This window comes from uncultured Acidovorax sp. (assembly GCF_964021665.1).
Lineage (GTDB): Bacteria > Pseudomonadota > Gammaproteobacteria > Burkholderiales > Burkholderiaceae_C > Acidovorax > Acidovorax temperans.
Genome location: NZ_CAXIAK010000026.1, coordinates 14756 through 31035 on the forward strand (window position 1 = coordinate 14756; position 16280 = coordinate 31035).

The following is a 16280-nucleotide window of genomic DNA, read 5'->3' on the forward strand; positions in this document are numbered from 1 at the left end:
GGCCGCGCCTTGCAATGCATCAAAGGGGCCCTGAAAAACACTGTGGTGCGGGTGCACGCCGTTCACCCGCAAAGCGTGGCATATGTAACGCAACGTGATGTGACGGAGTAGTGTTTCCCTCCCAAGGCATCCATCTGGTGTTACAAAAGGCGACGCGTTGCATACCGTAGGCGAAAGATACGAACGGTTGCAATTGCCTGGGGGTGGGAAGTCGTTGTGCGCGGGTGCATGGAACAATGGCGCGCCGTTCTGACAACAACATCCCACCGCATCACGGTGAGCGCGCCCTGCCATCACCACCGTGGCAGCGGCAGCACCTGTGGCGGTGCTTATTTCAACGAGGGAATCAACATGAAAAAAATGACGTACATCGCCCTGGCGTGCGCACTGGCGCTCACCGGCTGCGTGACCACCGAGGGGGGCTCGGCCAGCGGGTTGTCGGCCGTGGCTTCGGCCTTGAACACCACGGGTGCCTTGGGCTCGGGCGGGTCCAGGACGGAAAACCAGGTCGGCGCGGCGGTGGATGTGTTCAAGGCGGTGACGGTCTCGGACGAGGAACTCAAGTCGGTGGCGCTGCAGTACCGCGCCTATGGCGATCGCACCGAAAAGCTGGCGCCGCCCAACAACAAATACTCCCAGCGCCTGGAGCGCCTGACGCGCAAGCACGTCAATGAAGACGGCCTGCAGCTCAACTTCAAGGTGTACCTGAGCAAGGATGTGAACGCCAATGCGACGGCCGACGGCTCCATCCGTGTGTACGCAGGTTTGATGGACATGATGAACGACCAGGAGCTGCTGGGCGTCATCGGCCATGAAATCGGCCACGTCAAGCACGCCCACACCATGAGCGCCATGCGCACCGCCTACATGGCTTCCGCTGGCCGCAAGGCTGTGGCAGCCTCCAGCGGCACGGCAGCCAAGCTGGCCGATTCCGAACTGGGCGCGCTGGGCGAAAAGCTGTTCAACAGCCAGTTCTCGCAAAGCCAGGAAACCGAGTCGGACGACTACGGCCTGGCCTTCATGCAAAAGCACAAGTACAACGTCAAGGCGCTGGAGTCGGCCTTCCGCAAGCTGGCGTCGCTCAGCGGCAAACAGGGCGGGCTCGACCAGATGCTGTCCTCCCACCCCGATCCAGGCTCGCGTGCCGACCGCATGCGCGACAAGACGGGTGGCAAGAAGTAATGCTATTGAAATAATAGCTGTTGGCGCTTTCTGAATAAGCGCTAGAGGCCAATTTCATTCAAAGAGCCCCGCACTGCGGGGCTCTTTTTTTTTTGGCGCCGCCGCGCCGCACCCAGGCAACCCCCTGCCTGCCAGATGTCCCGGCCAGCCGTCAACCGCGTGACTGCCCCGGGTGGCTACTTCACAGCGGCGCTGCTACGCTGGCGGCATGGAGACAAAAAACCTTCCCCACGGCCGGGGCACATCGGCCCAGGGCACCACGCCGCCCTACGTTCCGCAAATCCGCCTGTACCAGCAATGGTTGCACGCAACGCGTGGCCTGCAGTTCGACAGCTACTACGCGCTGTGGCGCTGGTCGGTCACCGAGCTGGATGCCTTCTGGCAAAGCGTGTGGGACTACTTTGACCTGCAGTCGCCCACGCCGCACACGGCCGTGCTGGCCAAAAACACCATGCCGGGGGCGCAGTGGTTTCCGGGCGCCCAGGTGAACTATGTGCGCCAGGTGATGCGCCATGTCGATGCGGCGCACGCCGCAGGCCTGCCCGCCATCATCAGCCGCAATGAAAAAGGCAACCACCGCGAACTGGCTTGGCCCGAGTTGCGCCGCCAAGTCGCGTCGCTGGCGCTGCACCTCAAGGCCCAGGGCGTGCAGCCGGGCGACCGTGTGGCGGCTTACCTGCCCAACGTGCCCGAGGCCATGATTGCCTTCCTGGCCACTGCCAGCATTGGCGCGGTGTGGAGCATCTGCGCGCCCGACATGGGCACGCACGCGGTGCTCGACCGCTTCCGCCAGATCGAGCCCAAGGTGCTCATCAGCGTGGACGGCGTGAGCTACGGCGGGCGCGACCACGACCGCACCGGCGTGCTGGCCGAGCTGCGCGCTGGGCTGCCCAGCCTGCAGCACGTACTGCTGCTGGGCCATCTGGATGCTTCAATTTCCATAGCTGGTTGCGCAAGCTGGGCGAGCGCTACAGCCCGAAATGATGCAGAAACTGCGGCCTTCGAACCGATGTGGCTGCCGTTTGACCACCCGCTGTGGATCGTCTATTCCAGCGGCACCACCGGCCTGCCCAAACCCATCGTGCACGGCCATGGCGGCAGCATGCTGGTGGCGTTGCAATTGAAGGTGTTGCACAACGACATTGGCTGCAGCTACGAGCCCAACAGCTTTGGCGAGCGCTACCACTGGTACAGCTCCACCGGCTGGGTGATGTGGAACGCGCAGATGAGCGGCCTGCTCTCAGGCACCACCTGCGTCATCTTTGACGGCAACCCCGGCGGCAGCAAAGAGCACCCCGACTGGGGCGTGCTGTGGCGCTTTGCGGCCGAAACCGGCGTGACCTTCTTCGGCGCGGGCGCGGCATTCTTTGCCAACTGCATGAAGGCGGGCATCACGCTGGCCGACTATGGCGACCTCACGCGCATCCGCGCCCTTGGCACCACGGGCTCGCCGCTGTCGCCCGAGGTGCAGCAATGGGGCACGGCGCAGTTCCGAATCATCCGTGGCATGGCGGGCGAGACGCCCGCCACCGCCGGGCTGTCCACGCCTGCGCAGGCAGGCGTGGAGCCGCAGCCCGACGTCTGGTGGAACAACATCTCTGGTGGCACGGATTTCTGCGGCGCTTTCATCGGTGGCCACCGCGAACTGCCCCAGGTGCCTGGAGAGATGCAATGCCGCATGCTGGGCGCAGCGGTGGAGGCCTGGAACGCCGAGGGCCAGCCGGTGACGGACGAGTTGGGCGAGCTGGTGTGCGCGCAGCCCCTGCCGTCCATGCCGCTGTACCTGTGGGGTGACAAGGACGGTTCGCGTTACCTCTCGAGCTACTTTGACATGTACCCGCCAGGCCACGGCCGCCAGCCCGGTGGTGGCGACGGCCCCGCCAGCATGGGCGCGGTGTGGCGGCACGGCGACTGGCTCAAGATCGGCGCCAACGGCGGCTGCACCATCTATGGCCGCTCTGATGCCACCATCAACCGCCACGGCCTGCGCATGGGCACGAGCGAGATCTACAGCGCTGTCGAGGCCTTGCCCGAGGTGCTGGACAGCCTGGTGGTGGACCTGGAATACCTGGGCCGCGAGAGCTACATGCCCCTGTTTGTGGTGCTGCGCCCCGGCCAGGCGCTGGATGAGGCCCTGCGCGCACGCATCAACGCGGCGGTGCGCACCGCGCTCAGCCCCCGCTTTGTGCCCGACGACATCTTTGCCGTGGCCGAAGTGCCCCGCACCCTGAGCGGCAAGAAGCAGGAGCTGCCCATCAAAAAGCTGCTGCTGGGTCAGCCCATCGAGAAGGTGGTGAACAGGGACGCGATGGCCAACCCCGGCTGCCTGGACTGGTACGTGGCCTTTGCGGCCGAGCGGGCGCAGACCTTGCCAACGGCCTAGCCGTACGCTGGGACCCAAGGCGTATCGACTGGCTGTGGTGAAGAAAGCCGTGCCGGGCGTGGGGCAGCGGCTGGGGGGCTCGTCCTGCTGTTAACCTGCAGGGTGGCCGCCTGAAACCCGCTGCGCCGCCACAGATACCGGGGCGTTGGCGACCTGCACGCCCATAATTGAACTTTGCTTTGACTGTGCTCCACAGACGCACTTCCCATGAATACACCCCAGCACCCCAAACGTTTTTCCATGATCCGCGAATTCCATCTGGCGGACTGGTTCACCCTTGGCAACGCGGTTTGTGGCGTCGGGGCACTGTTTTCGGCCATGTCGTACCTGGCCACGCAGGATGTGGTGCACATCTACTTTGCCGCCGCCCTGGTGCTGGCGGCGCTGATTTTTGATGTGCTGGACGGCCGCATTGCCCGCTGGCGCCAGAAAAGCTCGGCCATGGGGCGCGAGCTGGATTCGCTGGCCGACGTGATCTCGTTTGGTGTGGCGCCCGCCATCATTGCCTACGGCTGCGGCATGCAGGGCCTGTACGACCGCGTGGTGCTGGCCTACTTCGTGGCCTGCGGGGTGTCGCGCCTGGCGCGCTACAACGTCACGGCCGAAAACCTCTCGGGCGATGATGGCAAGGTGAAGTACTTTGAGGGCACGCCCATTCCCACCTCCATCGTGCTGGTGGGCCTGCTCGCGCTGGCCGCTGCCCAGGGAGCCGTGGGCCCTGACCTGTGGGGCGGCAAGGTGGTGCTGGCGGGCTTCACGCTGCACCCGCTGGTGCTGCTGTTTGCGGCGTCCGGCTCGCTGATGATCAGCCGCATCCGCATTCCCAAGCTCTGACTTGCTATTGAAAATATAGCTGCTGGCGCTTGTTATATAAGCGCTAGAGGCTGTTTTTGCTCAATTTTCAGCAGCCTCAGGCAGCCGTGGGCTTGCGGTTCACCAGCACAATGCCCACCGCCACCAGGCCCAGCGCAGCCACCAGGCCGGCGGTGATGGGCTCGCCCAGCCAGCCCGCACCAAACAGCAGCGCAAACACCGGCGTCAGAAACACAAACGAAGACATCTTGGTGGCCGGGTAGCGCGCCAGCATCCACATCCAGGCCAGGTAGCTCGCAAACGCCCCCACCAGGGCCTGCACGAGGAGCGATGCCCACGCAAACGCGCTGAAGTCCCACGACCAGGGCTCGCCCAGCGCCAGCGACAACAGGGGCAGCAGGGCGGTGCTCACTGCCACCTGGTAGAGCAACTGGTGCTCAGGCGCCACCCGGGCCAGGGTCGTGCTGCGGATGACCACCGTGGTCAGTGCCCACATCAGCCCCGCCGCCAGCCCCAGCGCATCGCCCAGCCAGGCCAGCGGGTGCGCGCCTGCAGCGCCGCCTGCCAGCCCGTCGCCAAGCGCCAGCCCCACGCCCACAAACGCCGCCGCCAGGCCCAGCCATTGCCAGGTGTAGAGCCGCTCGCCGGGAATAAAGCGCGGCAGCAGCAAAGCCACCCAGAACGGTGAGCTGTACAAAAACACCGTCAACCGCGAGGCCGAGGTGTATTGCAAACCCACGTAGATGCACGCGAACTCGCCCGCAAACAGCGCCCCGGCCAGCAGGCCGGCCCGCCAGCTTCCCTGCGGGGCTGCAGCGCCAGGGGCGACCCGCCCGCGCCACAGGCACCAGGCGCCGATGGCCGCCGTGGCCATGGCAAAGCGCACAAAGGCCTGGAACACCGGCGGCACCTCGGCCACCGTGGCCTTGAGCAGCACCTGCTGGAACCCCCAGAACATGCAGCAGGCCAGCAGCAGGGTGATGGCGAAGGAGTCGAGGTGGGCTTTGCGGGTGGGGCTCATCGCTTGATTATGGTCAAGTGACAGCCGCGCTGCTTCGGGTTTCAATAGCGGAATGCCCCACGCCCCTTCCAGCCCCGACACCCCAGGCACCGACACCGCTTTGCAGGGCTGGCGCCTGCGCCTGTACACCATCATTTTCGAGAGCGACACCCGCGCGGGGCGCACCTTCGACATCGCGCTGATCGGTCTGATCCTGCTGAGCGTGGCTGTGGTGGTGGCCGACAGCATGCCGCGCCTGCAACCGCGCTGGCATGGCACCTTCATCGCGCTGGAGTGGGTCTTCACGATGCTGTTCACGGTGGAATATGTGGCCCGCCTGGTGTGCCTGCGCCACCCGCTGCGCTACGCGCTGAGCTTTTTCGGCATTGTTGATTTGGTGGCCCTGCTGCCCACCTACCTGGCACTGTTCTTCCCCGAGCTGCATGTGCTGATCGATGTGCGGGTGCTGCGGCTGATGCGCATCTTCCGGATCTTCAAGCTCACCGCCTACATGAGCGAGTACCAGAGCCTGGGCCGCGCGCTGCGCGCCAGCCGGCGCAAGATCACGGTGTTTGTCACCGCTGTGGCCATGGTGGTGCTGGTGCTGGGCACGGTGATGTACGTGGTCGAGGGACCGGCCAACGGCTTTGACTCCATCGTCACCGCGGTGTATTGGGCGGCCACCACGATGACCACCACCGGCTATGGCGACATCACGCCCAAGACCGAGCTGGGGCGGATCATCACCTCGATGATGATGCTGCTGGGCTGGGGCACGCTGGCGGTGCCCACCGGCATCGTCACGGCCGAGATCACCTCGCAGCGCCTGGCCCAGGGGGCTGCGTCAGCCCGCACTTGCCCCGAGTGCCTGACCGAAGGCCACCTGCCCGAGGCGCGCTACTGCCTGCACTGCGGCGTCCGTCTGTCAGCCTGGCAACGCGAGGGCGCCTGAGCGCCCATTCCAAGGCAACTTCTGATGCAAGCGAATGTGAGCGGTCGCCCCGCCGTGCACCGCCGGGCCATGCGCTGCCGCTACACTCAGGCCTTTGGGTTGCGCCCGGTGGTGCAGCCGTTGAACCTTCCCTTCCATGGCCACTGAAACGGCGGCGCAATCCCGCACCAGTTTTGACCTCAAAAGTGCTTCACTGCCCGTGGTGGCGGTGGTGCTCAAGACCACGGACGCGGCGCAGTTTGCCGTGGACCTGGCCGAGCGCGTGGCCGATGCGCCCGGTTTTTTCGACTTTGACCCCGTGCTGATCGACCTTGCGCCCGTGCGCGAGGCCGAAGAACCCATCGACTTTGCCGCCATTGCCGAGCAACTGCGCCAGCAGCGCACCTTGCCCGTGGCTGTGCGTGGTGGCAGCCCCGCCCAGATGGAAGCCGCCCGCGCCGCAGGCCTGGCCGCTGCTCCCGATGCCCCACCGGCCCGTGCAGAAGCCCCCGCCCCCGTGGAAGTGGTGCGTGAAGTGATCCGCGAGGTGGAGGTGGTGCGCGAAGTGCCCATGCCCGGCCCCGGCACGGTGGTGGTGGACAAGCCCTTGCGCTCGGGCCAGCAGGTGTATGCGCGCGGCGCCGACCTGGTGGTGATGGCGGTGGTGAGCTTTGGCGCCGAGGTGATTGCCGACGGCAACATCCACGTCTATGCCCCACTGCGCGGCCGCGCCATTGCTGGCGCCCGGGGCAACACCGAGGCCCGCATTTTCAGCACCTGCCTGGAGCCGCAGCTGGTTTCCATTGCAGGCATCTACCGCACTACAGAAACCGCCTTGCCCGACAGCGTGGCAGGCAAGCCCGCCCAGGTTCGCCTGGACGGTGAAAAACTCATCATTGAGCCTCTGGCTTGATGGGCCCCATCCGCTTCGTATCAACCCACTGAGAACTAACAAGACATGGCCAAAATCGTCGTCGTGACCTCCGGCAAAGGTGGCGTGGGCAAGACCACCACCAGCGCCAGCTTTGCCTCCGGCCTCGCCCTGCGCGGCCACAAGACTGCCGTGATCGACTTCGACGTCGGTCTGCGCAACCTGGACCTCATCATGGGCTGCGAACGCCGCGTGGTGTATGACCTGATCAACGTCATCCACGGCGAAGCCAATCTGAACCAGGCCCTGATCAAGGACAAGCAGTGCGACAACCTGTTCGTGCTGGCCGCCAGCCAGACGCGCGACAAGGACGCCCTCACGCAAGACGGCGTGGGCAAGGTGCTGTCGGACCTGGCCGGCATGGGCTTTGAATACATCGTGTGCGATTCGCCCGCCGGCATTGAAAGCGGCGCCCTCATGGCCATGCACTTTGCCGACGAGGCACTGCTGGTGACCAACCCCGAGGTGTCCTCCGTGCGAGACTCCGACCGCATCCTGGGCATGCTGGGCAGCAAGACCAAGCGCGCCATCGAAGGCGGCGAGCCCATCAAGGAACACCTGCTCATCACGCGCTACAACCCCAGCCGCGTGGAAGACGGCCAGATGCTGAGCCTGGAAGACATCCAGGACATCCTGCGCATCAAGCTGATCGGCGTGATTCCTGAATCGGAAGTGGTGCTGCAGTCGTCCAACCAGGGCACGCCCGCCATCCACGCGCAGGGCAGCGATGTGTCTGAGGCGTACAAGGACGTGATCGACCGCTTCCTGGGCCAGGAAAAGCCCCTGCGCTTCATCGAGGCAGAAAAGCCTGGCTTCTTCAAACGCCTGTTCGGGAGCAAATAAGCCATGGCTTCCTTCCTCTCCTTTCTCATCGGTGAGAAGAAAAAAACCGCCAGCGTTGCCAAAGAACGCCTGCAGATCATCCTGGCGCACGAGCGCAACGGCCGCAGCGCCGCCGAGCCCGACTACCTGCCCGCCCTGCAGCGCGAGCTGGTCGCCGTGATCTCCAAGTACGTCAAGATCAACCCCGAAGACCTCAAGGTGCAACTGGAGCGCCAGGACAACCTGGAAGTGCTCGAAGTGAAGATCGAGCTGCCCGACACCGTGCGCTGAACGCCGAACCCCGTCAGGCTCCAGGCCCGCCCCGCAGCCCTGCGGCGCGGGCTTTTTTTGTGCCCGTGCTGCGGGGCTTGATCGCCAGCGCCCTGACCGAGTCCGACTTTTTTGCGCTTGACGGAGGCTGCGGGTTTCGCAGAATCTCTGCGCCTGGGTATTGAAGCTGGCAAGCTTCGACCCGAAGCGCCTTTCACAACACGTTCGATACCCCATGACCATTCCGCGTCGCTCTCCCCAATGGTTCGCTGGCTACGACAAGCAATGCGCGTGGCTGAAGTACGGTGCCGATCCTGATTGGATGTTGAGCCTTGTTCGCTGCTGGGACACCCCTGGTATCGAACTCGCCATCAGAGTTTCAGATGCCGCGGCCACGAATTTGGACATTCCCGGATATGCCCCGTTCTCCATTGAGGCGGGTCTGAGCGATTCCATGGCGGTGATCGATGGCGTTGGAATGCTGGAACAACATCCGCGGCGCAAAGTGGTTTTTCGGGCGGGAAACATGGACTTTGACGATCCATATTCTCTGTTTCTCGTGCGCCGATGGCTGGCCACTGCAGACCCCCGGTCACCATTCATGTCGGGCAACTGGCTCTGTCATTTCCAGCCGATTCGTCCGCATTGAACGCGCTTTCGGTTCTCGCAACCAAGCAACGGCATTTCGAGAATACAGTGCTCAGCAACCCTGTTTATGTTCCAGATGGAGCCTGAAATTTCATCCAAACCCACCCGTCTGCCACTGGCGGCCCGCATGGGTGGTTAGGTCAAGAGGACTTCCGCATGACAAGTTCGAAGACAGAGATTCTTGAGCAGTTCATCGAAGATGAATCTCTCCATTACCCAAGGGGTGATCAAGGCTCCTATTTCCCGAGCAACCACCACAGAATCACACCACTGGTGGCACAAGCCTCCAAACTATTGCCACGGAATGGGCGCGTCGATTTGTATTTCCACTTGCTGCGCTTGAACCATTACCCCCTGGTGAAGTCAGCCGCCGAATTCGACGTCGTGCTGGAAGCCTATGCGCGTCTCAAGCCATGGTTCCAACGCGGCTACCCCTATTGCTCCATGCCAAGGCCGATGGGACTCTTTCTCTTTGGCTCGGATGACCGCGGTGAGCTTGCTGGAGTACCGCCGATCACCTATGAGTCGCAATCGGAACCTCTGAAGTTCTGGAGGTATGCGAACTCCTTTTCGCATATGCCGGGCATGCTCAAGAAGCAACAGAAGTTTCTGGAACTCAGCGGCGATTCGGCGCTTCTCGATCGAGTGACGAAGACGCTTCTTCGCATCCATCTCGCAGACGACCTGACCTCCAGTACTTGCCTTTGGTTTTGGTCTTTCATCCTGCTTGCGGTTCAGGGAAAAGGTTCCGGCCAAGTGGTCGTTGAATGGTTGCTTCAAGCCGAATGCCCTCCATCCGAGCGAGCTTTCTTTGTGGATAACCTGGCGCGCTTCCTGCGCACGTCATCCAGAGAAGACCTGCTTATGCAGTTCCAGGGTGCTCTCAACACCAGCGCAAATGAGGCCTAGCACGGCGCTCATCCTTGCTCCCTACAGCCACTGTGTGCAGCGCGATGGGGCCGCGCAGCATTGGCTGGCTCCAAGTGGGGCGCCATGCACACACCCGATACAGTCGTCTTCACCCTGGCGCTGAACCCTGCCTGTTGCCATTGTTCAAGATTGCACTCTGCCAGCCCTCTGGCGTGATGGGTGCATTGGCGCAACAATGCGGCAACCATTGCGGAGGGGCGCATGAACCAATCAACCACCATCAAGTGGGCCGTGCTGGCCCTGGGCTCTTCAGCGCTGGCAGCCTGCGGCGGCTCGGCCGAAAACGACGGCGTCACCATTTCGTTTGGCGGCCCGGGGGCGCCGCCCGCGCAGGTGCAGGTGCCCCAGGCCATGGTGGCCAGGGCCTCGTTGGCTGTGCCGATGGTCGAGGTCAGCCTGTCTCCGTCGGACCTGGACTTCCCCAACCCCGAGCGCGGCTTCTACCGCTTTGCGACCGACCCCTCCAAGATCACCGCCACCTCGCTCGCCTACGTGGTGGCAGACGGCCAGCGGCTCGTTTACACCCCGGGCGATTTGAGCGCCTACCGCACGCGGGATTTGCCCAGTAACTACCTCACCAAGCTGAACACGGGCTTTGCCAACCTGCGCAAGCAGGGCCTCAAGGCCGTGGTGCGGTTTGCCTACAACTACCCTGAAACCGAGTCCGACTACCTCAACGCGCAGGACGCCACGCTCTCGCGCGTCAAGCGCCACATCACCCAGCTGCAGCCGGTGCTGCAGGCCAATGCGGATGTGATTGCTGCGGTGCAGGGCGGCTTCATCGGGGCCTGGGGCGAGTGGCATACCTCGTCCAACAAGCTCACCACCCCCGCCAACAAGGCGGCCGTGCGCGATGCGCTGCTGCAGGCCGTGCCCGCCAGCCGCCAGCTGCAGGTGCGCTACCCCGGCGATCTGGCGGCGTGGTACCCCACGCCACCCACGCTGGAACAATTGCTGGCGCCCAGCCCCCCCGCGGCGGCGCGCATTGGCCAGCACAACGACTGCTTCCTGGCCAGCCCCGACGACGTGGGCACCTACTGGGCCAGCACGCCCCAGCAGTCTGCCGCGCTGCGCACCTATGCCCAGCAAGCCAGCGCCACCACGGGCGCGGGGGGCGAAACCTGTGCCCCACCCGTGGCGGCCCAGGCCCGCATGACCTGCGAGGACATCCTGCGCGAGGGTGCGGCGTACCACATGACCTACCTGAACCGCGACTACTACGAAGGCTTCTTCGCCCAGTGGCAGGCGGGCGGCTGCATGGCCGAGGTATCGCGCAAGCTGGGCTACCGGTTGCAGCTGCAGACCGTGACACACGGGGCCGTAGCCACGCCGGGCGGTTCGCTGGCCTGGCAGGTGTCCCTCAGCAACCAGGGCTGGGCCCGGCCGCTGAATGCGCGCAATCTGGCGCTGACTTTGGTCAGCGCCACCAACGTGGCCACCACGCTGCCTTTGGCGGGCACCGATCTGCGCCAGGCCAGCCCCGGCGAGCCGCTGCAATGGGCGGGCGAGGTCACGCTGCCCGCCACCCTGGCCCCCGGCAGCTACCGCGTGCACATCGGTGCACCCGATGCCGCCAGCGCACTGGCCGCCACCCCCGCCTATGCCGTGCGCTTTGCCAATGCCGACAACGTCGTGACAGGCGTGCAGTGGCAGGCGAGTACGGGGCGGCTGGCGTTGGGGACGACCCTGCAGGTGCAGTGACAGGGTTTGAAGCAAAAATAGCCGCCAGCGCTTATACAATCAGCGCAGGCAGCTATTGAATCAATAGCAAGGTAAAAGGGGGCGTGCCCTACAGCGGGTGCTCGGTATAAAACTTGCCCCCGTGGTACAGCAGGGGCGAAGCACCTTCGCGGTGTTCGCAGCGTTCTACCTCGCCCACAAAGATGGTGTGGTCGCCCTCTTTGTACTGGCTGCGGTTGAAGCATTCAAACGTGGCGGCGGCACCGGCCAGCAACGGGGCGCCGTTGATACCGGGGCGGTGTTCCACGCCGGCCCAGCGGTCAATGCCGCGCGTGGCAAAGCGTTCGGCCAGGGCTTTTTGGTCAGCAGCCAGCACGTGGATGGCGTAGTGCGAGCCATTGGCAAACGCGGGCATGCTGCTGGCGCCGTGCGACAGGCTCCACAGCACCAGCGGGGGCTCCAGCGACACCGAGTTGAACGAACTGGCCGTGAGCCCGACCAGCTCGCCCGCCGCATTGCGGGCGGTGACGATGGTCACGCCCGTGGCAAACATGCCCAGCGCGTTGCGAAATTCGCGCGAGGAAAAGCTGGGCGGCAGTGCCAGGGCAGGGCGGGGCAGGGGGCTGTTCACAAAATTCGGGCGCGGGGCCGGCATCAAAGGGGGATGGAACTATTATGGAGTGCCACCTGCGCGCGCGCGCGGCGCAGGCAACCCGGCACTCTTTTTTGTATGGCTTTGCTTCCCACTTTCTCTATCCTGGGCTCCGGCCCCACGGTGCTGATGCTGCACGACGCCGACGGCGATTACCTGACCTTTGCCCCCCAAGTGGAGATGCTGGCCAGCGCAGGCTACCGCGCCGTGGCGTGGAACATGCCCGGTTATGGGCACAGCGCGCCCATTGAGCCCTACACCTTCAAAGGCCTGGCACAAAGCTGCGTGGCACTCATCGAGGCCCTGCAGTGCGGCCCCGTCACCCTGGTGGGCCACGGCATGGGCGCCATGCTGGCCCTGGAAGTGGCCGTGCGCCGCGCCGAAGTGGTGAACCGCCTGGTACTGTGTGCCGGTGGCCCGGCGCTGGATGCCCAGGCCGTGCAGGACTGGCTGGCACCGCGCGAGCGGGCGCTGGACGCCGCGCAGCAGCCGGGCGGCAGCATGCAGCAGTTGGCGCAGACCCTGGTGCCACAGTGCATTGGCCCCGGCGCCTTGCCCGAAGGCGTGCGCCTGGCCGAACACGCGCTGGCGCAAGTGCACCCCGCCACCTACCGCCGTGCCTTGCAGGCCATGCAAGGTTTTGACCGCTGGGCCCAGGCCTGGGTGAACGTGCACACCCCCACCTTGCTGGTGGGTGGTGAGGCTGACCATTGCACACCGCCCGCCGCGCTGGAAGCCCTGGCCCAGCTGATGCCCGATGCCCGGCACCTGAGCCTGCCGCACGTTGGCCACTGGCCGCAGCTGGAAAACCCCGAAGCGTTCGACGCGGCACTGCTCGACTTTCTGGCCACGCAGCGGGTGCTGCATTGAACGCCGCCGCACCAACGCCCGCCCCCGCATCTGCTGTGCGCTGGCTGGGTTTCACCTTGCTGGCCGCAGGCTGCGTGGCCGCCGCGTGCTGGGGGCCTGCCCAACTGTGGCCCACCACGGCGGCGCCCGATGGGGTGTATGGCCGGGCGGGCGATGGGCTCTCGGGCCTGGCGCTGCTGTCTGCCCAGGCTGAGAAGGGGGCCTTGCAGGCCGACGTGCCACGCCCGGCCAGTGCTGCCAGCCCTCCAAGCCCAGCTTCCCCGCCGGTCACGGCTGTCGCAGAGCCTTTTTTGCCTGAGGTGGCCGAGGCCGCCTGCACCACGCTGCTGCCGCGCTTGCCCGGGCTGTCGCGCGCGCAATGCGTGGCCACCCGGTTGCAGGCCAGTGGTGCCTTGTCACGCCAGGGGGCGCCGCTGTATTGGCGGGATGTGCCGTCGCACGCCGGTGCTGCCGCCAAAGGCCAGCCCGACGCAGAGCCGCTGCGTGTGCTGGTGGTGGGCGCCATGCATGGCGACGAGCTCACCGCCGCATCGCTGGCCCTGCGCTGGATTGGCTTGGCGGCGGCCGAAGGCGCGGTGGATGCGGGCGAGCCAGCGCCCGTGCACTGGCGCTTCATCCCCGTGCTGAACCCCGACGGCCTGCTGGCCCCCAAGCCCACGCGCGTGAATGCGGGCGGTGTGGACCTGAACCGCAACTTCCCCACGCCCGGCTGGGCCGAGGAAGCCCCGGTGTACTGGGAAAAGCGCACCCGCAAGGACCCGCGCCGCTGGCCCGGCCACACGCCGCTGTCCGAGCCCGAATCGCGCTTTTTGCACCAGCAGATGGACCAGTTCCAGCCGCAACTGGTGGTCAGCATCCACGCGCCTTATGGCGTGCTGGACTTTGACGGCCCCCACGACCCGCCGCTGCGGCTGGGCCGCCTGCGCATGGACAAGCTGGGCGTGTTCCCCGGCTCGCTGGGGCACTACGGTGGGCTGCACCGGGGGGTGCCCGTGGTCACCATCGAGCTGGAGCACGCCCTGCGCATGCCGCCGGACGCCGAGGTGCGCGCCATGTGGCGTGACCTGCGCCACTGGATGAACACCCGGCTGCTGGAGGGCGCCGACGCCGTGGCCGGGGTGAAGCCACCTGGCCTGCAGCGTTGATCAGGGTGGAATTTGCATGAAATCGGGCTCTGGCGCTGATGTAGAAAGCGCCAGCAGCTCTTATTTTGGTAGCAAAAAGTGCGCAGCCTGTGCCACGGCCTGCGCATCTGCCTGCACCGCACCGGGCGGCCCGCCCTTGCCCCACAGGGCGCCGCCCCAGGGCATGGACAGGAACTTGGCGCACAGCTCTACCGAGTCGATCATCGGCTGGGCCTTGGCGCGGTCGCCGCTGGTGGTGATGAGGAATAGCGACTTGGCGGCCATTTGTTCCTTGAAGGGCAGGCCAGGCACGCGCATCCAGCCGCTCCAGTGATCCAGATAAGTCTTGAGCGGCGAAGGAATGCTGAACCAGTACACGGGCGACACGAACACGATGTGCGTGGCCGCCAGCGTGGCGTCGAGCAGGGTTTTCAGATCGCCCTCGGGCGCGGGGTAGGTGCCCACGGTGTGGCGCAGGTCCACAAACGGCGGCAGGCTCATGCGCGCCAGGTGGTGCCAGGTTTGCACCGTGCCCGCGGGCAGCGCGGCGGCGGCCTGCTGGGCCAGCCATTCGGTGTTACCCAGGTGGCCGCTTTCGCGGGTGGAGGTGGTGAGAAAGAGGTAATGCGGTGTGGTGTTCGACATGCCGCCGATGGTAGCTGCGGCATGCCGGGTGCGTCGTCGCTAGGCCGCCACGGCGCCGCGCACCGCGCGCGGGGCCTGCACGCCCAAAAAGCCAAAGTTCATCGCGGGCACTTCGCCGCTCAGCAGCTCGGCCATGGCCTTGCCCGAGCCTGCGCCGTGCGTCCAGCCCAGCGTGCCGTGCCCTGCATTCACCCACAGCTTGCCCACGCGGGTCTGGCCGATGAAGGGGATGTTGGTCGGCGTGGCGGGGCGCAGGCCCGTCCAGTACTGGGGGTTGCCGCCTTCTTCGGGCGTGCGGGTGTCGCACACGCCGGGCAGAATTTCGGCAATGCGGCGCGACAGCATGTGGCAGCGGGCACGGGCCACGGGGCTGTCCAGGCTCATGTCAAAGCCGCCCAGCTCGATGGTGCCGGCCACGCGCAGGACGTTGCCCAGGCGGCTCATGGCGATCTTCTTGCCGTCGTCGATGGTGGAGACCATGGGCGCGCCTTCGGGTTTGAGCAGCGGGAAGGTGGCGCTGTAGCCCTTGCCGGGGTAGATGGGCAAATCCACGCCCACGGTGCGCAGCAGCGGCGCGCTGTACGAGCCGCAGGCCACCACAAAGGCATCGCCCTTGAGGATGAAGTCTTTTTGGCCGCCAGCGCCCGTGTTGCGTGCGATAACAGCTACAGAATCGATAGCATCGCCAATCTTGTTCAGGCGCAGCACATCGTGCCCGTACAGGAACTGCGCACCCCGCGCAGCACAGCGGCGGGCCAGTTCTTGCGTGAACACGCGGGCGTCGCCGCTTTCGTCGGTGCTGGTGTAGGTGCCGCCGGTGATCTTGTCGCCATAGGCCTTGAAGGCTGGCTCGATCTTCAGCAGCTCATCGCGGCTGACCAGGCGGCGCTGCACGCCGAATTTGCGCATCAGCTCCACCGCGTGGCCTGCGGCGTCAAACGATTTCTGGTCGGTGTAGAAGTGGGCGATGCCGCGTTCGAGGCGGTTGTATTCAATGCCGGTGCTGGCCACCAGGTCCTTGAGGGCCGCGTGGCTGTAGGCGCCCAGCGCCACAATCTGCTGCACGTTGCGCTCAAACGCGGTGTCGTTGCACTGCGCCAGAAACTTCAGGCCCCAGCGCCATTGGTCCCAGTCGAACTGCGGGCGAAACAGCAGCGGTGCCTCTTTGTCGAACATCCACTTGAGCGCCTTGAGCGGCGCTTCGCGGTTGGCCCACGGCTCGCAATAGCTCACCGAGATCTGTGCCGCGTTGGCAAAGCTGGTTTCAAGGGCAGCGTCGGGTTGGCGATCGACGACGACCACCTCATGCCCGCGTTCGAGCAGGTGCCACGCTGTGCTGATGCCGATGATGCCGGCGCCGAGGACAATGGTTTTCATGAGGGCGCAGTGTGCGGCACAT

The 16280-nt window shown here is 65.4% G+C and carries 16 protein-coding genes; 12 read left to right on the top strand and 4 right to left on the bottom strand.

Features of this window, described 5'->3' with window-relative positions; translation table 11 throughout:
• Window positions 1-351: 351 nt before the first annotated feature.
• The 3 genes from AADJ04_RS07885 (at window position 352) to pssA (ending at window position 4399) form a co-directional block, all read left to right on the top strand.
• Complete coding sequence (locus AADJ04_RS07885; RefSeq protein WP_341239273.1) at window positions 352-1182, top strand: M48 family metallopeptidase; 831 nt, start codon at window positions 352-354, stop codon at window positions 1180-1182.
• Window positions 1183-1390: 208 nt separating this feature from the next.
• Window positions 1391-3565, top strand: a complete 2175-nt coding sequence (locus AADJ04_RS07890; RefSeq protein ID WP_341239274.1) for an acetoacetate--CoA ligase — start codon at window positions 1391-1393, stop codon at window positions 3563-3565.
• Window positions 3566-3772: 207 nt separating this feature from the next.
• The gene (gene pssA / locus AADJ04_RS07895; protein WP_341239275.1) at window positions 3773-4399 is read left to right on the top strand and encodes a CDP-diacylglycerol--serine O-phosphatidyltransferase; all 627 of its coding nucleotides are present in this window, start codon (window positions 3773-3775) and stop codon (window positions 4397-4399) included.
• A 76-nt stretch (window positions 4400-4475) separates the two neighbouring features.
• On the opposite strand, the gene AADJ04_RS07900 is transcribed toward pssA, so the two are convergent.
• Entirely contained in the window at window positions 4476-5399 is a 924-nt protein-coding gene (locus tag AADJ04_RS07900; protein ID WP_341239276.1) for a DMT family transporter, read from the bottom strand.
• A 52-nt stretch (window positions 5400-5451) separates the two neighbouring features.
• Here AADJ04_RS07900 and AADJ04_RS07905 point away from each other — a divergent pair, with 52 nt between their 5' ends.
• The 7 genes from AADJ04_RS07905 (at window position 5452) to AADJ04_RS07935 (ending at window position 11611) form a co-directional block, all read left to right on the top strand.
• Complete coding sequence (locus tag AADJ04_RS07905; RefSeq protein WP_341239277.1) at window positions 5452-6330, top strand: ion transporter; 879 nt, start codon at window positions 5452-5454, stop codon at window positions 6328-6330.
• 136 nt (window positions 6331-6466) lie between these two features.
• Window positions 6467-7222 carry a septum site-determining protein MinC gene (gene minC, locus AADJ04_RS07910; RefSeq protein ID WP_338821228.1) on the top strand — a complete coding sequence of 252 codons (756 nt, stop codon included), beginning with the start codon at window positions 6467-6469 and terminating at the stop codon, window positions 7220-7222.
• Between the two features lie 45 nt (window positions 7223-7267).
• A complete protein-coding gene (gene minD, locus AADJ04_RS07915; protein WP_066695226.1) occupies window positions 7268-8083 on the top strand; it encodes a septum site-determining protein MinD in 816 nt (271 codons plus the stop codon).
• A 3-nt stretch (window positions 8084-8086) separates the two neighbouring features.
• On the top strand, window positions 8087-8353 hold the full coding sequence (minE, locus tag AADJ04_RS07920; protein ID WP_142085214.1) for a cell division topological specificity factor MinE: 267 nt from the start codon (window positions 8087-8089) through the stop codon (window positions 8351-8353).
• A gap of 214 nt (window positions 8354-8567) precedes the next feature.
• Window positions 8568-8981: a hypothetical protein gene (locus tag AADJ04_RS07925; protein WP_341239278.1), complete on the top strand. Its 414-nt coding sequence runs from the start codon at window positions 8568-8570 to the stop codon at window positions 8979-8981.
• A gap of 155 nt (window positions 8982-9136) precedes the next feature.
• Complete coding sequence (locus tag AADJ04_RS07930; protein WP_341239279.1) at window positions 9137-9889, top strand: hypothetical protein; 753 nt, start codon at window positions 9137-9139, stop codon at window positions 9887-9889.
• Window positions 9890-10111: 222 nt separating this feature from the next.
• Window positions 10112-11611, top strand: coding sequence for a DUF4832 domain-containing protein (locus AADJ04_RS07935; protein WP_341239280.1), 1500 nt, complete (start codon window positions 10112-10114; stop codon window positions 11609-11611).
• Between the two features lie 88 nt (window positions 11612-11699).
• Here the strand turns inward: AADJ04_RS07935 and AADJ04_RS07940 are convergent, their stop codons facing one another.
• Complete coding sequence (locus AADJ04_RS07940) at window positions 11700-12221, bottom strand: flavin reductase family protein (protein ID WP_312779850.1); 522 nt, start codon at window positions 12219-12221, stop codon at window positions 11700-11702.
• 99 nt (window positions 12222-12320) lie between these two features.
• On the opposite strand from AADJ04_RS07940, the gene AADJ04_RS07945 reads away from it, so the two are divergent.
• Window positions 12321-13112 (top strand): alpha/beta hydrolase, encoded by a 792-nt coding sequence (locus tag AADJ04_RS07945; protein ID WP_341239281.1) that lies wholly within the window; start codon window positions 12321-12323, stop codon window positions 13110-13112.
• Window positions 13109-14257, top strand: coding sequence for a M14 family zinc carboxypeptidase (locus AADJ04_RS07950; RefSeq protein ID WP_341239282.1), 1149 nt, complete (start codon window positions 13109-13111; stop codon window positions 14255-14257). The genes AADJ04_RS07945 and AADJ04_RS07950 overlap by 4 nt, the downstream gene beginning before the upstream one ends.
• Before the next feature lie 60 nt (window positions 14258-14317).
• Here the strand turns inward: AADJ04_RS07950 and AADJ04_RS07955 are convergent, their stop codons facing one another.
• The gene (locus AADJ04_RS07955) at window positions 14318-14881 is read right to left on the bottom strand and encodes an NAD(P)H-dependent oxidoreductase (protein ID WP_142085224.1); all 564 of its coding nucleotides are present in this window, start codon (window positions 14879-14881) and stop codon (window positions 14318-14320) included.
• A gap of 39 nt (window positions 14882-14920) precedes the next feature.
• Window positions 14921-16258 carry a D-amino acid dehydrogenase gene (locus AADJ04_RS07960; RefSeq protein WP_341239283.1) on the bottom strand — a complete coding sequence of 446 codons (1338 nt, stop codon included), beginning with the start codon at window positions 16256-16258 and terminating at the stop codon, window positions 14921-14923.
• Window positions 16259-16280 lie beyond the last annotated feature (22 nt).

Excerpts from the sequence above, each read along its gene's own strand:
- AADJ04_RS07900 (WP_341239276.1), bottom strand. The coding sequence starts at position 5,399 with ATGAGCCCCACCCGCAAAGCCCACCTCGACTCCTTCGCCATCACCCTG.
- AADJ04_RS07905 (WP_341239277.1), top strand. The coding sequence starts at position 5,452 with ATGCCCCACGCCCCTTCCAGCCCCGACACCCCAGGCACCGACACCGCT.
- AADJ04_RS07925 (WP_341239278.1), top strand. The coding sequence starts at position 8,568 with ATGACCATTCCGCGTCGCTCTCCCCAATGGTTCGCTGGCTACGACAAG.
- AADJ04_RS07930 (WP_341239279.1), top strand. The coding sequence starts at position 9,137 with ATGACAAGTTCGAAGACAGAGATTCTTGAGCAGTTCATCGAAGATGAA.
- minE (WP_142085214.1), top strand. The coding sequence starts at position 8,087 with ATGGCTTCCTTCCTCTCCTTTCTCATCGGTGAGAAGAAAAAAACCGCC.
- minD (WP_066695226.1), top strand. The coding sequence starts at position 7,268 with ATGGCCAAAATCGTCGTCGTGACCTCCGGCAAAGGTGGCGTGGGCAAG.
- AADJ04_RS07935 (WP_341239280.1), top strand. The coding sequence starts at position 10,112 with ATGAACCAATCAACCACCATCAAGTGGGCCGTGCTGGCCCTGGGCTCT.
- AADJ04_RS07955 (WP_142085224.1), bottom strand. The coding sequence starts at position 14,881 with ATGTCGAACACCACACCGCATTACCTCTTTCTCACCACCTCCACCCGC.
- AADJ04_RS07885 (WP_341239273.1), top strand. The coding sequence starts at position 352 with ATGAAAAAAATGACGTACATCGCCCTGGCGTGCGCACTGGCGCTCACC.
- AADJ04_RS07890 (WP_341239274.1), top strand. The coding sequence starts at position 1,391 with ATGGAGACAAAAAACCTTCCCCACGGCCGGGGCACATCGGCCCAGGGC.
- AADJ04_RS07960 (WP_341239283.1), bottom strand. The coding sequence starts at position 16,258 with ATGAAAACCATTGTCCTCGGCGCCGGCATCATCGGCATCAGCACAGCG.
- minC (WP_338821228.1), top strand. The coding sequence starts at position 6,467 with ATGGCCACTGAAACGGCGGCGCAATCCCGCACCAGTTTTGACCTCAAA.
- AADJ04_RS07945 (WP_341239281.1), top strand. The coding sequence starts at position 12,321 with ATGGCTTTGCTTCCCACTTTCTCTATCCTGGGCTCCGGCCCCACGGTG.
- pssA (WP_341239275.1), top strand. The coding sequence starts at position 3,773 with ATGAATACACCCCAGCACCCCAAACGTTTTTCCATGATCCGCGAATTC.